Source organism: Tsukamurella sp. TY48 (assembly GCF_019656655.1).
GTDB lineage: Bacteria > Actinomycetota > Actinomycetes > Mycobacteriales > Mycobacteriaceae > Tsukamurella > Tsukamurella strandjordii.
Genome location: NZ_BPMV01000001.1, coordinates 951369 through 969609 on the forward strand (window position 1 = coordinate 951369; position 18241 = coordinate 969609).

Sequence of the window (18241 nt, forward strand, 5' to 3'; positions counted from 1 at the left end):
TCAGTCGGCGAGGTGCCGGGTGTGCGCCCACCGGGTGAGCGCGTTCCGGTTGCTCTGCTGCGTCTTCCGCAGAACGTTCGAGGCGTGCGTCTCCACCGTCTTCACCGAGATGAACAGATCCTCGGCGATCTCCCGGTAGGTGTAACCGCGGGCCAGTAGGCGCAGCACCTCGAGCTCGCGCGGGGTCAGCGAGTCCAGCTCGGGATCGAGCGCGGGCTCGGGCACCGGCGAACGCCCGGTGAAGGAGTCGAGCACGAAACCGGCCAGCCGGGGCGAGAAGACGGCGTCACCGTCGGCCACCCGGCGCACCGCATCCGCCAGCTCGGGACCGGAAATGGTCTTGGTGACGTAGCCGCGCGCACCGGCGCGGATCGTGGCGATCACGTCCTCCGCGGCATCGGACACGCTGAGCGCCAGGAAGACCGGCGTCTTGTCCAGACGGGCGCGCGGCGCACCGTCGGTCACGCCGCGCAGCACGGCCACTCCGCCACCGTCGGGCATGTGCACGTCCAGCAGAACCACATCAGGTGCGGCGGAGAGGATTCCGGACACCGCCTCGGCGACGGTGCCCGCCTCGCCCACCACCTCGATGCTGGCCTCACGGGCGAGCTCTGCGCGCACGCCCGAACGGAACACCCCGTGATCGTCGACCAGGAACACCCGGTTGCTCACGCACTCTCCTCCGCGATCGAGTCCGCCGGCTCCGCCGCGGCTGCGTCGGAACCCGGCCGGGGCACCGACAGCCGGACCTCGGTACCGCGCCCGGGCGCCGAGCGCACCTCCACGGTGCCGCCCCGACGCTCCACGCGGGACCGGATCGACTTCGCCAACCCCTGCCGATCCGACGGTACCGCGTCCGGGTCGAATCCGATGCCGCGGTCGCGCACGAAGACGGCCGCCTGTTCGGCGTCGACCTCGGCGTAGGTGTCCACGGTCTCGCAACCGGAGTGCTTGGCGGCGTTCACCATCGCCTCTTTGACCGCGCCCATCAGCGCGGTGAAGCGATCGTCGACACCCAGCTCGTCGCCCTCCACATCGCCCACGGTGATCACGTTGACGGCCACCCCGTGCCCGTCTTCCACATCGGCGGCGGCCGCCTTGAGCGCCGCGGCCAGCGAACTCGCGGGAGCCTCGGTGCCGCCGAACAGCCACTCGCGCAGCTCGCGCTCCTGACTGCGGGCCAGCCGTTTGACGGCGGCACCGTCGGACGACTGCTTCTGGATGAGGGCCAGGGTCTGCAGCACCGAATCGTGCAGGTGCGAGGCGATCTCCTCGCGCTCGATGGTGCGCACGCGGGCCGCGCGCTCCTCGCCGAGGTCGCGCCACATGCGCACCCAGACGGGGACCGTGAGCAGCGCGACGCCCACGAGCGTGAGCACGACCGCGGCGAGCGCGGTGGGCAGGGCGGAGACGTCGACACGGCCGAGGAAGACCACGGCGAGGCCGACGATCACCAGGGTGACACCGCCCAGCATGCGCAGCCAGGTGAGCAGGCGCGAGCCGCCGGGCCCGGCGGTATGCGGTGCGCGGGCCGCGAAATCGGCCTCGCGCCACACCAGGGCGGCACCCACACCGATCACGATCACGGGGACGATGAATCCGGTGTTCGAGTTGCTCGCGACCGCGGCGAGCGTGGCCGCCCCTACGACGCCGAGGACCGCCAGGGCGAGGCCGCGGCGCCGCTCGGCCGGATCGGGCTTCTCGGTATCGGTGCCGGGCCGGCAGAAGAACCACAGCAGGGCGTACATGACGACGCCGGCACCGAGCAGCGCGAGCAGGGTGAAGGCGATGCGCACCCGGGTGACGTCGAGATCGAGGTGGTCGGCGATTCCGCCGCACACGCCGCCGATCACCGCGCCGCCGTTGCGGCGGTACATCCGCGGGTAGCCGGGCCCCACCTCCGCGGGTGCGACCTGCGGACCGGGGGTCGGCGGGCCGGGCGTCTGCGCGACCGGCGTGCTGTGCTGGGGATACGACGCAGCGCCCGGGTACCGGGGGTACACCGGGGCCCAGGCCTGGTACTGCGCCCAGGAGTTGCGTGCGCGCCGAGCGCGTTGTGATCGTCGTGCCATCGTTTCTCGATGGTGGCACGACGGTGCGCCACCGCGCATCGGGGAACTCCCCCACTCGCACCCGGATCGATGCGGTTACCCCGAGGCGGGACGTCCGGGAATTCAGGGTAGATCCCGATGGTCGCGGGCCGCACGGGCCAGCAGTATCGATGGCATGGACACAGCAACCCTCTCCAGCCAGATCCGGCAGATGTGGGACACCCGGCCCCTGCGGGCCCGGCGGGCGCCCATCGCCGGCGTGTGCACCGGCTTCGCACGCCGCTACCAGGTGGACGTCGCGCTGGTGCGCGCCGCCTTCCTCGGTGCGGCCCTGCTGGGCGGCGCCGGGCTGCTCGCCTACATCGTTGCCATCTTCGTCATGCCCAAGGAGCCCTACCGCGAGTACCGGCCCGAGCGCAGCGGCCCGCCGCCCTTCGTGCTGATCATCGCGGCGGGGATCGCGGTGACCATGGGCAGCGGAATGAGCTCCTCGTGGCCCGGCTCCGGGCTGATCAGCGCGGCACTGCTGCTGGTCGGCTGGTACGCGCTGCACCAGCGCACCCCGGTCGCGCCTCCCGGCACGGCGATCTCCTCGCAGTTCGTGGACGCGGGTCCCGCACCGGTGGGCGCCTGGCAGCCGCCCGCGGCCCCGTTCCGCTGGCAGCCCGCGTGGCAGCCGCCCGCCGGCACCGATCCGAGCACCTTCGCCGCGCCGGCGGAACCGCACCCCGGCGCGCGCCCCGAGGCCGAGGCGCACGCCACGGGCACGACGCAGGACCGCAAGCCCGGCGCGGACGCGCCGAGTGCCCCTGCGGTACAGGCTCATCCGCAGGCGCAGGCGTCACAGCAGCCGCAGCGCCGGGATCAGGTGACCGAGGAGATCCGCCCGCCGCGCTGGGATCCGCTGGGCGCCGCCCCCTTCGCGTGGGATCTCCCGGAGCCGGCACAGGCCCAGGCACCCGCACCGATTCCCCGCCGACGATCGCGGATCACCCCGGTCACGCTGGGAATCGCGCTGCTCACCGCCGCGGCGATCGCCGCCGTGAATGTGACCGGGCTGGCGTCCATCTCGCCCGTGCTGGCCGGATCGCTCGTACTCGGCGTGATCGCCGGAGGGCTGCTCTTCGGGGCGTTCCAGAAAGCCGGCTACGGACTCCTGGTGGCGGCGATCCCGCTCGCCGGATTCGTGGTGATCGCCGCGACCGCGCAGAACGTGATGAGCGGTTACGTCGACGCGCCGCGCGGTGACCGCTCGTACGTCCTCACCGACCCGACGACGATGCCGGAGGAGTTCAAGCTCCAGGCCGGCACGCTCACCCTCGATCTGCGCGGCATGACCCTGGACGAGGACCGCAAGCTCAAGACCCGGGTGGCCGCGGGGGAAACCCGGATCACGGTGCCCGAGTCGATGAACGTCGAGGTGACCTGCTCCGTGAACGTGGGCGACACCCGGTGCCCCCAAGGAACACTCGTCGGTGTCGGCGCCAAGCCCGACGCCCCGACCCTGAAGATCGATGCCAGCGGCAACGTCGGCAGCGTGGAGGTGAACCGTGTCCGCTGATGAGAACACCACGAGCACAACGACGACCGAACCCCCGCAGAGCCGCCGGTTCTCCCCCGCTCTGCTCGTCGCCGGGCTGATCGCGCTCACCGTGGCACTGTGGGGAGCGGCCGGAGGCCCGAACCTGATCAGCGCCGAGACACTCCTGGCGGTCGTGGTGATCGGTGCCATCGCGGTGGCCGGACTGATGCTGATCATCAAGCCCACCAAGGGCACTCACACCGACTCGCCGTAACCGGCGACCCGACCAGCCCGGGGCGCGCTCCCTCACCCGCGCGCCCCGGGCTTTTCCCTGTTCCGGGAAAGGTCAGGCGGAGAACAACTCCCGATTCGCCGCCGCCCACTGCGCCAGGCTGGTGGCCGGGCGCCCCGAGAGCTGCTGCACCAGCTCGTTCGGCTGCTGCTTCCACTCGATCGACGACTTCTGCAGATCGAGATACCAGGAGGCCATATCACCCATCGTGGGGCGCAGCTGCTCCTCGGCTTCCTCGCGGGTGATCTGCTCGAACCGCACCGGCCGACCGATCCCCTCGCCGATCGCCTCTGCCATCGCCACCCGGTTCAGGTACGCCGGTCCGGTGAGCTCGTAGACCTCGCCCACGTGCGGCGCACGATCCGCGGCCGTCAGCAGCGCCGCGGCGACGGCGGCGATGTCGCCCATCGAGATCGGGGCGCTCCCCGCATCGGGGTACGGCTCGCGGACCACGCCCTCGGCCACCTGGCCCGCCCAGCCCGCGAAGTTCTCCATGAACTCCCCGGGTCCGAGGACCGTCACATCGAGCCCGCTCGCGAGGATGGTGTCGGTGAGCGCCTGCCAGTGCGCGCTGCCGGAGGTGGCCACCACGTACTGGACGCCACCGTCTTTCGCCCGCTGCAGCACCTCGGCCGCGGTGGGCTCGTACGGGGCGAGGTACATGCTTGTGACGCCCTCGAAGGCACCGTCGAGCGTCTCGGGTTTGCCGATGAAACCGTTGAAGGCCTCCACGCCCGCGGGCAGATCCGCCTTGGCGGGGTTCGTGGTGAGCGCGCGGATGTCCGTCGCTCCCCTGGCCACCAGCTCGTCGACCACTTTCCGTCCGATGTTGCCCGTCGCACCCGTCACCAGAATCGTCATGGACACGACGGTACCGACGGCACCGGTCAGAAGGTGACCGTTATTCCCACTCGATGGTCCCCGGCGGCTTGCTCGTCACGTCGAGCACCACGCGGTTGACCTCTTCCACCTCGTTGGTGATGCGGGTGGAGATGATCTCCAGCGTCTCGTAGGGCACGCGGGTCCAGTCCGCCGTCATCGCGTCCTCGGAGCTGACCGGCCGGAGCACGATCGGGTGACCGTAGGTGCGGCCGTCGCCCTGCACGCCCACGCTGCGCACGTCCGCGAGCAGCACCACGGGGCACTGCCAGATGGTGCCGTCCAGACCCGCGGCGGTGAGCTCCTCACGCGCGATCGCATCGGCCTTGCGCAGCAGCTCCAGCCGATCCTTGGTGACCTCGCCGACGATGCGGATCGCCAGGCCCGGTCCGGGGAAGGGCTGGCGGCCGACGATCTCCTCGGGCAGGCCCAGCTCGCGGCCCACGGCGCGCACCTCGTCCTTGAACAGCAGGCGCAGCGGCTCGACCAGGGTGAACTCGAGATCCTCCGGAAGGCCGCCCACGTTGTGGTGGCTCTTGATGTTCGCGGTGCCGGCGCCGCCGCCGGACTCGACGACGTCCGGGTACAGGGTGCCCTGCACCAGAAAATCGATCGTGTGGCCCTCAGCCGCACGCTCGCCCAGCGCCTCTGAAGTGGCAGCCTCGAGCGCACGGATGAACTCGCGACCGATGATCTTGCGCTTCTCCTCCGGGTCGGAGACGCCCTTGAGGTGCCCGAGGAAGGTGTCCTCGGCGTCGGCGGTGATCAGGCGGGCACCGGTGGAGGCGACGAAGTCGGTCTGCACCTGCTCGCGCTCGCCCTGCCGCAGCAGGCCGTGATCGACGAAGACACAGGTCAGACGGTCACCGATGGCCTTCTGCACGAGCGCCGCGGCCACCGCGGAGTCGACGCCGCCGGACAGTGCGCACAGCGCCAGGCCGTCGCCCACCTGCGCGCGCACGTCCTCGATCAGCTGCTCGGCGATATTGGCAGCGGTCCAGGTGGGCTGCAAGCCGGCGATCTCGTACAGGAAGCGGGTGAGCACCTCCTGGCCGTGCGGGCTGTGCAGCACCTCCGGGTGGTACTGGACGCCGGCCATCCGCTTGTCGACGTTCTCGAACGCGGCGACCGGCGCGCCCGGAGTGGATGCGACGGTGGCGAAGCCCTCGGGCGCGATCTGCACAGCGTCGTTGTGACTCATCCACACCGGCTGCTCGGCGGGCAGTCCGGTGTGCAGCACACCGTCGCCCTCGGGGGTCAGCGTGGTGCGGCCGAACTCGCGCCCACCGGTGTTGGCGACGGTGCCGCCGAGCGCCCGGGCCATCATCTGGAAGCCGTAGCAGATGCCGAAAACGGGAACACCCAGGTCGAAGACGGCGGGGTCGAGGCTCGGCGCGTCCTCGGCGTACACCGACGCCGGTCCACCGGAGAGCACGATGGCCGCGGGATTCTTGGCCTTCACCTCGTCGGCGGTGATGGTGTGCGGCACCACCTCGGAGTAGATCCGCGCCTCGCGGACGCGGCGGGCGATCAGCTGCGCGTACTGCGCGCCGAAGTCGACGACCAGAACCGGGGCGGGCTGGGCGGGCGAAACGCTGCTGGGCGAGGAATCCGTCACCCGGGACAGTCTAGTGGTCGCCGGTCAGGCCTCGCGACGGCGGACCATCTCCGTGATCCACGCCGGGGCGAAGGGCGATGTGCAGCCCTTCGACACCGGGTAGTCGGCCAGGACCTGCAGGTCTTCCCCGATGCCGATCGCGCGGGCGCGGCGGGAGGTGTCCTCGATGCCGATGGTGGCCAGCGTCTCGTTCATCGCCCACTGCAGCTTCGGCGCGGCGTCCTTCATCTGGGACTCGATCTGGTCCAGCAGGGCGTCCCGGTCGAGGTCGGTCTTCGTCACCGCGCGCGTGGTGAGCGCCCACCCCGCGGCGCGCACCCGCGGGTCGGCATCGTCGAACCATCGCGTCCGCAGCGCGTCGGCGTGCGGCGACTTCGCGACCATGTAGTTGAGCAGCCAGTCGTGCGCCTTGTCGCTGCGGGTGGAGCGGAGCATGGTGTCGAGCTCGTCGGCCGAGTAGGGCTTCGGCTTGGCGATGAGCAACGCCAGCAACTGCCCCGCGACATCGCCGGAGGCCCACAGCTCGCGCGCCAGCTCCTGATCGGTGCCGATCGACTTCGCCAGTGCGCGCAGCTTCGTCAGGTTCACGCCGTGCGGGTCGCCGTGCCGTTCGTTCACGGCGCGCGCCTTCGGGTCCTCCAGCGCGGCGAGCTCGGCCAGCGCCTCGTCGACGGTCATGTCCCGAGGGTAGCGCTCACGAATCCGGGTTCTGCGGGCACAGACGGGAAGATTCTGCCGAGTACCGTCGCAGAACCCGAATTCGTGAAGCCGGATCAGACCTGGGGCTGTGCGTCCTGCGCCGGGCGCACCTTGGGCAGCGGCAGCAGCAGCTGTCCGGGCGCCCCCTCCGGCACGGCGGGCGAGACCGGCGCCGTGGGCACGATCCGCTGGTAGCCGGAGCCCTGCGCGGGGCGGGCGTCCTTCTCCCCCTTGTTCGGCCACAGCGAGGCGGCGCGCTCGGCCTGCGCGGCGATCGACAGCGACGGGTTCACACCGAGGTTGGCCGAGATGGCGGCACCGTCGACCACGAACAGCGACGGGTAGTTGTGCACCCGGTGGTACGGATCGATCACGCCCTGCTCCGGCGTCTCGGAAATGGCTGCGCCGCCGAGGAAGTGCGCCGTCATCGGGACGTTGAAGATATCGCCCCAGGTGCCACCGGCCACGCCGTTCAGCTTCTCGGCGCCGATCCGCGCGGCTTCGTTGCCCGCCGGGATCCAGGTGGGGTTCGGCGCGCCGTGGCCCTGCTTGGAGACCATGCGCCGCTTCTTCGAGCCGGGAATCTTCTTGGTGTACGTGGTGATCGAGTTGTCGAGGCTCTGCATCACCAGCAGGATCAGCACGCGCTGACCCCAGTTCTTCTGGGTGAGCAGCAGTTTCAGATCGGAGGGCTTGCGCGCCAGGCCCTTGACGAAGCCGCCGAGGCGGGTGCGCTTCTCGTCACCGTCCACGAGAAGGGTCTGCAGCAGGCCCATGGCGTTGCGGCCGGGGCCGTAGCGGACCGGCTCGATGTGGGTGTCGGGGCGCGGGTAGAAGGAGCTGGTGATCGCCACGCCCTTGGACAGGTCCTCGTTCGGATCGGCGACGGTGCGCGCGGAGCCCAGGATCGACTCCGAGTTGGTGCGGGTGAGCACGCCGAGCCGATCGGACAGCTCGGGCAGGGCGCCGGTGTCCTTGAGGTGGTGCAGCAGCGTCTGCGTGCCCCAGGTGCCCGCGGCGAAGACCACGTTGTCCGCGGTGTACACGGTGCGGTTCTTCCGCGCGATCGCGCCGGTGCGCTCGGTGTCGATCTCCCACACGCCCTTGCGACCCTCGCGGACGCCGGTCACCGTGGTCATCGGGATGAACCGGGCCCCGCCCTTCTCGGCGAGGTGGATGTAGTTCTTCATCAGGGTGTTCTTCGCGCCCACCCGGCAGCCCGACATGCACTGTCCGCATTCGGTGCAGCCGGTGCGAGCAGGGCCCGCGCCGCCGAAGAAGGGATCGGCGTCGGTGCGGCCGGGCTGGTTGAAGTACACGCCCACGGGGGTGGCGACATAGGTATCGCCCACGCCCATCTCGTCGGCGATCTGCTTGATCACGCGGTCGGACGGGGTCTCGTGCGGGTTCTTCACCACGCCGAGCATGCGCCGGGCCTGGTCGTAGAACGGGCTGAGCTCATCGTCCCAGTCGGTGATGTCCTTCCACTGCGGGTCGTTGAAGAACGGCGCCGGCGGCTTGTACAGCGTGTTGGCGTAGTTCAGCGAGCCGCCGCCCACGCCGGCGCCCGCGAGCACCACGGCGTCGTTGAGCAGGTGGATGCGCTGGATGCCGAAGCAGCCGAGCTTCGGCGCCCAGAGGAACTTCTTGAGGTTCCAGGTGGTCTCGGCGAAGTCCTCGTCGTTGAAGCGCTGTCCGGCCTCGAGGACGCCCACGCGGTAGCCCTTCTCGGTGAGCCGCAGCGCCGTGACGCTGCCGCCGAACCCGGAGCCGATCACCAGGACGTCGAAGTGGTCGCCCGTCTTCTGCTTGACCATTGCAGTTCCCCTATCACCCGTCCTGCGCGGACATGTGTCACCGGGCCGCGGCTGAAACGGCCCTACTGACGGGTAACGGTACTACTAAACACCACTCAATAACAGTGCTTCGGCGGCTTCCACGGTCCGACCCGAGCGGATTCGCGAACCTCAGTTCGCGACGTTCAGGCCCACCTTCTGGAACTCCTTGAGCTCGCTGTAGCCCGACTTGGCCATCGACCGACGCAGGCCGCCGACCAGGTTCAACTGGCCGTTCGGCTCCACCGACGGACCGGTGAGGATGGTCTGCAGCGACGGGGCCGCACCGTCGCGGGCGTCGAGCCCGCTCAGCTGCGCCGGTGCCACGGCGCCGCGCGGCATCGACGGGTGCGCGGCCACCGAGGGCCAGTACCAGCCCTTGCCCGGCGCCTCGGCCGCCACGGCCAGCGGCGCACCCAGCATGGTGGCGTCGGCGCCGCAGGCGATCGCGCGGGCCACATCGCCCGAGCTGTAGATGTCGCCGTCGGCGATCACGTGCACGTAGCGGCCGCCGGTCTCGTCGAGGTAGTCCCGACGGGCCGCCGCGGCGTCCGCGATCGCGGTGGCCATCGGCACGCCGATGCCGAGCACCTCGCGGGTGGTGGTGGCGCCCTCGGCCGAGCCGTAGCCCACGATGACGCCCGCCGCACCGGTGCGCATCAGGTGCAGCGCGGTGCGGTGATCGCTCACGCCGCCCGCGACCACGGGCACGTCCAGATCACCGATGAAGGTCTTCAGGTTCAGCGGCTCCCCCGACGGCTCCTCCGCCGAGACGTGCTCGGCCGAGATGATCGTGCCGTGGATCACCAGCAGGTCGATGCCCGCCTGCAGCAGCGTGGGGGTCAGCTCCCGCGCGCGCTGCGGGGAGACCCGCACCGCCACCGTGACCCCGGCGTCGCGCACCCGGGTGACGGCCGCCGCCAGCAGCTCCGGGTCGACCGGCGCGGCGTGCAGCAACTGCAGCTTGCGGATCGCGGCCACACCGGTGATGTCCGACGCCGCGAGCTCGACGACCTCGCGGATCTTCGCCTCGGCGTCACGATGCCGCGAGAACAACCCCTCGGCGTTGAGCACGCCGAGCCCACCCAGCTTGCCCAGCTCGATCGCGAACTCCGGCGAACCGATCGCGTCGGTCGGATGCGACAGGATCGGGGTGTCGAAGCGGTACGCGTCGAGCTGCCAGGCGGTGGACACCTCCTTCGAGGAGCGGGTGCGCCGCGACGGGACGATGTTGACGTCCTGCAGCTCGTAGGTGCGTCGGGCCGTGCGGCCCATGCCGATCTCAACCATGTCGCGCAACGCGCTCGGTCCTTCCGGGACGGGGTAGGGACTCTCCCTCGACGGGCGAGCCCCGCGGAGCTCTAGCGGCTCGCGTAGTTCGGCGCTTCGACCGTCATCGTGATGTCGTGCGGATGCGATTCTTTCAGACCCGCCGCGGTGATCTGCACGAACTGCGCCCGCTGCAGGTCGGCGATGGTCTGACTGCCGGTGTAGCCCATCGCGGCGCGCAGGCCACCGGTCAGCTGATGGATCACCGAGCTGAGCGGGCCACGGAAGGGCACCCGGCCCTCGATGCCCTCCGGGACCAGCTTGTCCTCGGAGAGCACATCGTCCTGGAAGTAGCGGTCCTTGGAGTACGACTTGGCCTGGCCGCGGCCCTGCATGGCGCCGAGGCTGCCCATGCCGCGGTAGCTCTTGAACTGCTTGCCGCCCACCAGGATCAGCTCACCCGGCGACTCCGCCGTGCCCGCCAGCAGCGAACCCAGCATCGCCGTCGAGGCGCCGGCCGCGAGGGCCTTGGCCACGTCACCCGAGAACTGCAGGCCACCGTCGGCGATCACGGGGACACCGGCGGCGGCGCACGCGGCGTTCGCCTCCAGGATCGCGGTGATCTGCGGGGCGCCGACACCGGCGACCACGCGCGTGGTGCAGATGGAGCCGGGGCCCACCCCCACCTTCACGCCGTCCACGCCGGCCTCGATCAGCGCCGCGGCGCCGCCGCGGGTGGCGACATTGCCGCCGATGATCTGCACATCGTCGCCCAGCTCCAGCTTGAGCTTCTCGATCATGTTCAGCACGCCGCTCGAGTGACCGTGCGCCGAATCGACCACCAGCACGTCGACACCGGCGTCGCGCAGCGCCATCGCGCGCGCCCACGCCTCATCGCCCGCGCCGACCGCGGCGCCCACCAGCAGCCGACCGTCGGAATCCTTGGTGGCGTTGGGGTGCTGCTCGGTCTTGACGAAGTCCTTGACCGTGATCAGGCCGGTGAGCTTGCCGCTGCCGTCCACGATCGGGAGCTTCTCGATCTTGTGGCGACGCAGCAGGCCCAGCGCGGCCTCGGCGGTCACGCCCTCCTGCGCGGTGATCAGCGGCGCCTTGGTCATCACCTCGGCCACGGGCCGATCGAGATCGACCTCGAAGCGCATGTCCCGGTTGGTGATGATGCCGACCAGGGTGCCCTTCTCGTCGGTGACCGGCAGGCCGGAGATCCGGAACCGGGCGCACATCTCGTCGACCTCGCGCAGCGTGTTCGACGGGCTGCAGGTGACCGGGTCGGTGACCATGCCGGCCTCGGACCGCTTCACGGTCTCCACCTGCTGCGCCTGACCCTCGATCGACAGGTTGCGGTGCAGCACGCCCATGCCGCCGTTGCGGGCCATCGCGATGGCCATCCGCGCCTCGGTGACCGTGTCCATCGCCGAGCTGATGAGCGGGACCTTGAGCGTGATCTCGCGGGTGAGCTTGGTGGACGTATCGACGCCCGACGGAACCACGTCGGAGGCGGCGGGAACGAGCAGGACATCGTCGAAGGTCAAGCCGAGCATGGCGACCTTGAACGGATCGTCACCCCCGATACGAACAGAGCCGGTGGAATCGGGCGCGGAAGTGCCGGTACGCGTCATGTATCCATGGTACGCGGGGAAGGTTTGTGCTCGCGACGGGCGTGTGGCTGGCCGAACGGCGGGCCGCTGCGTACCGTGGGGGTGTGCGCAACAATCTTCCTCCCGGGCTTCCCCCGGACCCGTTCGCCGACGATCCGAGCGACCCCACGGCCGCTCTCGACTCGCTCGATCCCGGACAGCCGCTCGATCCCGCGGAGCGGCTCGCGGTCGAGGAAGACCTCGCCGATCTCTCCGTGTACGAGGCACTGCTCGGTCACCGCGGCATCCGCGGCCTGGTGATCTGCTGCGACGACTGCCAGGAAGACCACTACCACGACTGGGACATGCTGCGCGCGAACCTGCTGCAGCTCCTGGTGGACGGCACCGTCCGGCCGCACGAGCCGGCCTACGATCCGGCGCCCGACGCCTACGTCACCTGGGACTACTGCCGCGGCTACGCCGATGCGGCGATGAACCTCGCCGGCGAGGAGTAAGCCCCTCGACGAGGAAAGCCCCCACCTGATCGGTGGGGGCTTTCTCGTGGGATCGAACCGTCAGCCGGGGAGCTGACCCGGGCGCTCCACCGTGAACGTGGGGCTCGAGGCCACCGTCGTCGTGGTGGTCACCGGCGGCCGGGTGGCGGTCGGCGGGACCGTCGTCGTGGTGGTCACCGGCGACCCCGTGGTCGTCGTCGCGGTGGCCGGGTCCGTGGTGGTCGGCTCCGTCGTCGTGCTCGTCGTCGGCGGGGTGGTCGTCGTCGGATGCGGCGTCGTCGTAGTGGGGTACGGCACCGTGGTCGTGGGCAGCGGCGTCGGCAGGATCGTGGTCGGGACCGACGTGGACGACCGCGGATCCGGCGGACGCACCGTGACCGGCGCCGTCGCCGAGGCGGAAGCCGAGGTCGTGGCACCGAGATCGGTGGACCCGACGGGCAGCCCGGCCCGCGCCTCGGCCTGACGGATCTGCTCCTCCAGGGCCGCACGCTGCTTGTCGTTCTTCACCTTCGCGGCCTGCTGCCGCGCACTGACCAGGGCGGACTGCGCCGCGGCCTGATCACCCGACGAGGCATCGCGATCGGCGCTCTCGATCTGCGCCTTCGCCTCCGAGGTCGCCAGCGTCTGCGAGGCGGCGTCCGAGAAGACGACCTCCTTGACGCTCCACAGCGCACCGTCGCCCGGGCTCGCGGCGTTCACCAGCACACCGCCACCGCCCAGGATCGCGACCGCGGCTGCGGCGGAGCCCATGGCCAGCCCCAGCTTGCGGCTGCGGCGGGCATTGCGGGCGTCGGCCAGCGAGGTGACACCGGCACCGTCGCCACCGGCCTTGCGCCGCTCGGCCTCGGCCATCAACTCGTCGACGGACGGTCCCGCGGCGACGGGCGTGGTGACGATCTCGTCGCGCCAGTCGGCGAGCAACGAGGCGAGTGCGAACTCGGTGTGATCGGACGTGCTGACGGCACCGCCGGCGGCGAGCGCCTCGATCAGTTCGTCGTCGCGGCGAACCGCGGCGACGTCGACCGGCGCACCGTCGTCGGTGACCCGGTCGATGAAGCCGGTGTCGGCGTTGCGATTGTCGGGCGTGCCACCGGGACGCATCGGTCGCATCGGCGGGCCCAGACGGTGAGCGGCCGTGCGTTCGGGATCACGAGGATCCCCCGTCGCCCCATCGCGGGGATTCCGCGGATCGTTGCCGGCCATTACATCTCACCTTCTTTCTCGATCTGGTTCTTCAACTTCGCCAGCGCGCGATGCTGAGCGACGCGGACGGCACCTGCGGTACCGCCCACCGCCTCCGCGGTCTCCTCGGCCGAGAGGCCGACGACGACGCGGAGGATCAGGATCTCGCGCTGTTTCTCCGGGAGCGTGCCGAGCAGGCGGGCCATCCGTTGGTTCGCCTCCGACTCGAGTGCGGTGACCTCGGGGCCGCCTTCCAGCGACGCTCTCTCTGGCATCTCGCTCACGGGATCGGATTTGTTACGCGTGGCGGCGCGGAAGCCGTCGGCGACCTTGTGCGCGGCGATGCCGTAGACGAATGCCATGAACGGGCGACCCTGGTCTTCGTACCTGGGCAGGGCCATCATGACCGCCATACACACCTCCTGCGCGATGTCTTCCGCTGACAGCGAGTGACGCTCACCACCACCGACCCGCGCACGGCAGTACCGCACGACCAGAGGCCGGATGGAATCGAGAACGTCCGCGAGCGCCGACCTGTCGCCGCGTGCGGCTTCACGCACGGCCCGGTCGAGCTCCTCACCTGTCAGAATCATCGCCAGCCTGCATCCTGCCGTTACAGTCTTCCCATTTCCGCGCCATCGCGAATCCACTTCGCCTCGATGGTCGCGGCCTCCCGCGCGAAACGCTGCCCCCGCACCTCATCTGACAACGCGGTCATCAGTTTCGCACCGGCCCACTGTAGAGGATCGAACCCACCCTCGGTGGCGATCGCATACGCCGTACGGGCCAGCTCGGTCGCGCGTCCCACATCGCCCGACGCGGCCGCCGCGGAAGCGGCGATGAGCTGCGTCTTCGCATGATGACGGGGGTGCGCCGGCCCCGGATCGCCGTCGATCAGAGCGGTCAGCGAGCGGCCGGCTCCGGCGGTATCGCCCGAGTAGATCGCCAGCTCGGCCGCCACCCAGTCCCGTCGCAGGGCCGCCCGCGACACCGTCCACCAGGGCGACTCGACGCCGGCGTCCGCCGCTTCCAGTTCCGTGTCGGCACGGGCCAGCATCGCCGCGGCCAGGGCGAATCGACCGACGCCGAGCGCGTCGGCCGCGAGCCCGACGAGGGCGTCGACCCGCACCGCCACCGCGAGCCCCGCATCGTCGCCGGGCAGTCCCGCCGCGAGGGACCACGCGGCACCGTCGCTTCCCGACGCCCGACGGTGCCCGCCGGACTGGCGCAGCATCGACGCCTCCAGGCACCGCGCCGCCGACCCGAAGGCCCCGGTACGGATGGTGGCGGAGAGCGCCCGCGCCGCGGCGAATCGTCCCCGGCCGGCCAGCGCGACCGCGCGGAGCCAGGCGCGACCCTCGGGGTCTCCGGCCGCCGCCCCGGCCCCCGCGCCCAGCCCGAAGGCCGCCACGAGCGCACCGTCCAGCTCCGGCGTCGCCCGCGACCCCGGGATCCCCGTTTCCAAAGATTTAACCTCTCGAATTTTGCGCGCTCACCGCGACCCCAAGGCTGCCGATTCTCACGCGAATGTTACCTGACGGTAAAGTCGGACACCGCGACAATGTCGCAGATTCACACTCAATCCACGCCGTGGAAATAGTCTTTCTTACACCGTTGGCCAGCACTCCAGCGGTTCTCTCGGTAGCATTTTGCTGTCGCAAAATTGGCACGTGAGGGGTGCCGACAATGAACGCAATGTTAAATCTCGACGTGATTCGTGGTCCGGTCGGAATACCCTCACGAGGTTGACCTTCCTCTCGCTAACTGCATACGGTGAGCGCAGCGGAACAACGACGTTTCGATGCCAGCGAAGACGACGCCGAGCGTTTGGAGAATGCGATGCCTCAGCCTAATGAGCTCCCGGGGCCCAATGCCGATTTCTGGGATTGGCAGATGCGGGGTGTGTGTCGTGGCGTCGACAGCTCGGTGTTCTTCCATCCGGACGGTGAACGGGGCCGGGCCCGCGCCCAGCGCGAACGGCGCGCCAAGGAGCTGTGCCACACCTGCCCCGTGCTGGTCCAGTGCCGCAGCCACGCGCTCGCGGTCGCGGAGCCGTACGGGATCTGGGGCGGACTGTCCGAGTCCGAACGCGCCACCCTCATGAAGCGGGACGCCCGGCGGCCGATCGCCGGCTGACCCTCTCGCCTACGCCACCGGCGGCCCCTGATCGATCCGCGCCCGAGTGCGCGCGGCCTCGTCGGGGGCGCCGAGATCGTCCCAGTACGAATCGACGAACCACGTGTAGCCGACGTCCGCGAGCTGTGCGGCCCGTTCCACGGAACGGGAGCGCTCGGCGATCGGATAGCCCGCCTCCCCCACCAGGTCGTACGGAGAGGTGAATCCCGCCTCCGTCCGGAGCTGGAGGACCTCGCGCGCGATGGCCGCGTATTCGTCGACGGTGGCGTCGTAGGTCTCCGGTGCCACCCCGGCGGGCGGTCGGAAGTTGGGCAGCAGCCCGTCGCACCGCGCGGCGCGGGCCATCGACTTCCGCGCCCCGGCCAGGCCGACGCACCACACGGGGATGCGCGGCCGCTGGACAGAGGGCGGCGCGGCGAGAGGACCCGGATCGAGTGCCTTCACGGTGTGATGGCGCCCGTCGTACGAGAACGGTTCTCCCGACCACAGCCCGAACAGCACGTCGAGGTTCTCGTCCAACAGCTCGGCGCGCGTCCTGCGCCCCTGATCGGGTTCGAAGGCCGTCCACTCCTCCAACACCGCGCCGAGCCCGACCGGCAGGATCACCCTGCCTCCGGAGAGCAGGTCGAGGCTGGTGGTGACGCGGGCCAGATCCCACGGCCGCCAGCGCGACAGCGGGGTGAGCATCGTGCCGAGGCGGATCCGTTCCGTGGCGACGGCGGCCGCCGTGAGCGCGACCCAGGCGTCGAGCCCCGCAACCGACTCCCAGGAGAAGACGGCGTCCCACCCGGCCTCCTCCGCGGCCCGTGCCGCGTCGGCGAACCGCCGGGGGTCCCGGTCCGTCACCACGATCCCGTACCGCATGTCCCGACCGTAGCCCCGTCCACCGACACGTGCAGCGGATACGACGGCGCCCCCGGCCGGAAGGGCCGGGGGCGCCGAAGCGGTGCGGGTGGTGCCTAGTGCGCGTGGCCGTGGCCGGCGTGCGCGTCGTCGGCCTCGTCGACCGGCTTGTCCACCACGGTGGCCTCGGTCGTGAGGATCATGCGCGCCACCGAGGCGGCGTTCACGACGGCGCTGCGGGTCACCTTGACGGGGTCGATGACGCCATCGGCGATGAGATCGCCGAAGGCCAACGTGGCGGCGTTGAAGCCCTTGCCGGTCTCGGTCACCTGGTTGACGATGACGGCGCCGTCCTCGCCCGCGTTGCTGGCGATCCAGAACAGCGGTGCGGTGAGGGCGCGACGGAAGGCGCGCACGCCCAGCTTGAAGTCGCCCTCGGAGGAGTCCTCCAGGTCGGCCAGCTGCGCGCTGACCTTGACCAGCGCGGTGCCGCCGCCGGAGACGATGCCCTCCTCGACCGCGGCGCGGGCAGCGGAGACCGCGTCCTCGACGCGGTACTTGCGCTCCTTGAGCTCGGTCTCGGTGTTGGCCCCCACGCGGATCACGGCGACGCCACCGGCCAGCTTCGCGAGGCGCTCGGAGAGCTTCTCGCGATCCCAGTCGGAGTCGCTGTTCTCGATCTCGGCCTTGATCTGCGCGCTGCGCTGCTGCACGTCCTCCTTGGAACCGCCACCGTCGACGATGGTGGTGGAGTCCTTGGTGACCTCGACGCGGCGGGCGCTGCCCAGCAGGTCGATGCCGGCCGTGGCCAGGCTCAGGCCCAGATCGGTGTTGATCACGGTGCCACCGGTCACGATGGCAAGATCCTCGAGGAAGGCCTTGCGGCGATCACCGAAGAACGGCGCCTTCACGGCGACGGCCTTGATGGTCTTGCGCAGGGTGTTGAGGACCAGCGTCGAGAGCGGCTCGCCCTCGACGTCCTCGGCCACGATCAGTACCGGCTTGCCGGTCTCCAGGATCTTCTCCAGCAGCGGCAGGAAATCCGGGAGCGAGGTGATCTTGTCGCGGTAGAGCAGCACGAGCGCGTCGTCGAAGACGACCTTGCGTGCTTCGAGGTCGGTCACGAAGTTCGGGGAGATGTAGCCCTTGTCGAACTGCACGCCCTCGGTGACCACCACGTCGGTCTCGACGCCGGAGCTCTCCTCGATGGTGACGACGCCGTCGGCGCCGACCTTGGTCATCGCGGCGCCGATCATGTCGCCGAGCTCGCTGTCGCGCGAGCTGACGGTCGCGACCTGGGCGATCGCCTTCTCGCCGTTCACCGGGGTGGCCTGCGCGATGAGGATCTCGGAGGCCTTGTCGGCGGCCGCGCCGATGCCCTTGCCGAATTCGATCGGGTTGGCGCCGGCGGCGACGTTGCGCAGGCCCTCCTTGACGATGGCCTGGGCGAGCACGGTGGCGGTGGTGGTGCCATCGCCCGCGATGTCGTTGGTCTTGGTGGCGACGGACTTCACCAGCTGGGCACCGAGGTTCTCGACCGGATCGTCGAGCTCGATCTCCTTGGCGATGGTCACGCCGTCGTTGGTCACGGTGGGTCCGCCGAAGGCCTTAGCCAGCACCACGTGCCGGCCGCGGGGTCCGAGGGTCACCTTCACCGCGTCGGCGAGCGCGTCGACGCCGGCCTCGAGGCTGCGGCGTGCGCTCTCGTCGAATGCGATCTGCTTAGCCATATGTAAAGCTCCTGGGCTCGGATGAAACGACTCCGGACCGCCCCGCCGGGGCGGGGCGGTCCGGAATTCGCACGG

At 70.4% G+C, this 18241-nt stretch carries 17 protein-coding genes; 4 read left to right on the forward strand and 13 right to left on the reverse strand.

The features are described from left to right. Both TTY48_RS04650 and TTY48_RS04655 read right to left on the reverse strand, forming a co-directional pair. Complete coding sequence (locus tag TTY48_RS04650) at positions 1 to 672, reverse strand: response regulator transcription factor (RefSeq protein ID WP_220656390.1); 672 nt, start codon at positions 670 to 672, stop codon at positions 1 to 3. Continuing rightward, on the reverse strand, positions 669 to 2072 hold the full coding sequence (locus TTY48_RS04655) for an ATP-binding protein (RefSeq protein WP_220656391.1): 1404 nt from the start codon (positions 2070 to 2072) through the stop codon (positions 669 to 671). The genes TTY48_RS04650 and TTY48_RS04655 overlap by 4 nt, the downstream gene beginning before the upstream one ends. A gap of 154 nt (positions 2073 to 2226) precedes the next feature. Between TTY48_RS04655 and TTY48_RS04660 the strand changes: the two genes are divergently transcribed. Together TTY48_RS04660 and TTY48_RS04665 are read left to right on the forward strand one after the other, a co-directional pair. After that, positions 2227 to 3612, forward strand: a complete 1386-nt coding sequence (locus TTY48_RS04660) for a PspC domain-containing protein (RefSeq protein WP_220656392.1) — start codon at positions 2227 to 2229, stop codon at positions 3610 to 3612. After that, positions 3602 to 3847, forward strand: coding sequence for a hypothetical protein (locus TTY48_RS04665; protein ID WP_220656393.1), 246 nt, complete (start codon positions 3602 to 3604; stop codon positions 3845 to 3847). The genes TTY48_RS04660 and TTY48_RS04665 overlap by 11 nt, the downstream gene beginning before the upstream one ends. Positions 3848 to 3919: 72 nt before the next feature. Here the strand turns inward: TTY48_RS04665 and TTY48_RS04670 are convergent, their stop codons facing one another. The 6 genes from TTY48_RS04670 to guaB form a co-directional block, all read right to left on the reverse strand. Continuing rightward, positions 3920 to 4726 (reverse strand): NAD(P)H-binding protein, encoded by an 807-nt coding sequence (locus tag TTY48_RS04670; protein WP_220656394.1) that lies wholly within the window; start codon positions 4724 to 4726, stop codon positions 3920 to 3922. A 40-nt stretch (positions 4727 to 4766) separates the two neighbouring features. Then, positions 4767 to 6362, reverse strand: a complete 1596-nt coding sequence (gene guaA, locus TTY48_RS04675) for a glutamine-hydrolyzing GMP synthase (RefSeq protein WP_220656395.1) — start codon at positions 6360 to 6362, stop codon at positions 4767 to 4769. A 24-nt stretch (positions 6363 to 6386) separates the two neighbouring features. Beyond that, positions 6387 to 7040 carry a DNA alkylation repair protein gene (locus tag TTY48_RS04680; RefSeq protein ID WP_220656396.1) on the reverse strand — a complete coding sequence of 218 codons (654 nt, stop codon included), beginning with the start codon at positions 7038 to 7040 and terminating at the stop codon, positions 6387 to 6389. A 95-nt stretch (positions 7041 to 7135) separates the two neighbouring features. Then, positions 7136 to 8878, reverse strand: a complete 1743-nt coding sequence (locus TTY48_RS04685; RefSeq protein WP_220656397.1) for a GMC family oxidoreductase N-terminal domain-containing protein — start codon at positions 8876 to 8878, stop codon at positions 7136 to 7138. A 150-nt stretch (positions 8879 to 9028) separates the two neighbouring features. Continuing rightward, a complete protein-coding gene (locus TTY48_RS04690) occupies positions 9029 to 10195 on the reverse strand; it encodes a GuaB3 family IMP dehydrogenase-related protein (protein ID WP_220656398.1) in 1167 nt (388 codons plus the stop codon). Between the two features lie 62 nt (positions 10196 to 10257). After that, positions 10258 to 11802 (reverse strand): IMP dehydrogenase, encoded by a 1545-nt coding sequence (gene guaB, locus TTY48_RS04695; protein WP_304941239.1) that lies wholly within the window; start codon positions 11800 to 11802, stop codon positions 10258 to 10260. 83 nt (positions 11803 to 11885) lie between these two features. Between guaB and TTY48_RS04700 the strand changes: the two genes are divergently transcribed. Next, a complete protein-coding gene (locus tag TTY48_RS04700; RefSeq protein WP_220656399.1) occupies positions 11886 to 12275 on the forward strand; it encodes a DUF5319 domain-containing protein in 390 nt (129 codons plus the stop codon). 60 nt (positions 12276 to 12335) lie between these two features. On the opposite strand, the gene TTY48_RS04705 is transcribed toward TTY48_RS04700, so the two are convergent. From TTY48_RS04705 to TTY48_RS04715, 3 genes are all read right to left on the reverse strand, one after another. After that, positions 12336 to 13376, reverse strand: a complete 1041-nt coding sequence (locus TTY48_RS04705) for an anti-sigma-D factor RsdA (RefSeq protein WP_220656400.1) — start codon at positions 13374 to 13376, stop codon at positions 12336 to 12338. Positions 13377 to 13477: 101 nt separating this feature from the next. Continuing rightward, positions 13478 to 14050 carry a sigma-70 family RNA polymerase sigma factor gene (locus TTY48_RS04710; protein WP_220656401.1) on the reverse strand — a complete coding sequence of 191 codons (573 nt, stop codon included), beginning with the start codon at positions 14048 to 14050 and terminating at the stop codon, positions 13478 to 13480. Between the two features lie 20 nt (positions 14051 to 14070). After that, the gene (locus TTY48_RS04715; RefSeq protein ID WP_220656402.1) at positions 14071 to 14922 is read right to left on the reverse strand and encodes a hypothetical protein; all 852 of its coding nucleotides are present in this window, start codon (positions 14920 to 14922) and stop codon (positions 14071 to 14073) included. Between the two features lie 374 nt (positions 14923 to 15296). On the opposite strand from TTY48_RS04715, the gene TTY48_RS04720 reads away from it, so the two are divergent. After that, the gene (locus TTY48_RS04720; RefSeq protein WP_220656403.1) at positions 15297 to 15593 is read left to right on the forward strand and encodes a WhiB family transcriptional regulator; all 297 of its coding nucleotides are present in this window, start codon (positions 15297 to 15299) and stop codon (positions 15591 to 15593) included. A 9-nt stretch (positions 15594 to 15602) separates the two neighbouring features. On the opposite strand, the gene TTY48_RS04725 is transcribed toward TTY48_RS04720, so the two are convergent. Next, positions 15603 to 16457 (reverse strand): LLM class flavin-dependent oxidoreductase, encoded by an 855-nt coding sequence (locus TTY48_RS04725; protein WP_220656404.1) that lies wholly within the window; start codon positions 16455 to 16457, stop codon positions 15603 to 15605. Positions 16458 to 16552: 95 nt separating this feature from the next. Then, positions 16553 to 18166 carry a chaperonin GroEL gene (gene groL, locus TTY48_RS04730; protein ID WP_220656405.1) on the reverse strand — a complete coding sequence of 538 codons (1614 nt, stop codon included), beginning with the start codon at positions 18164 to 18166 and terminating at the stop codon, positions 16553 to 16555. Positions 18167 to 18241 lie beyond the last annotated feature (75 nt).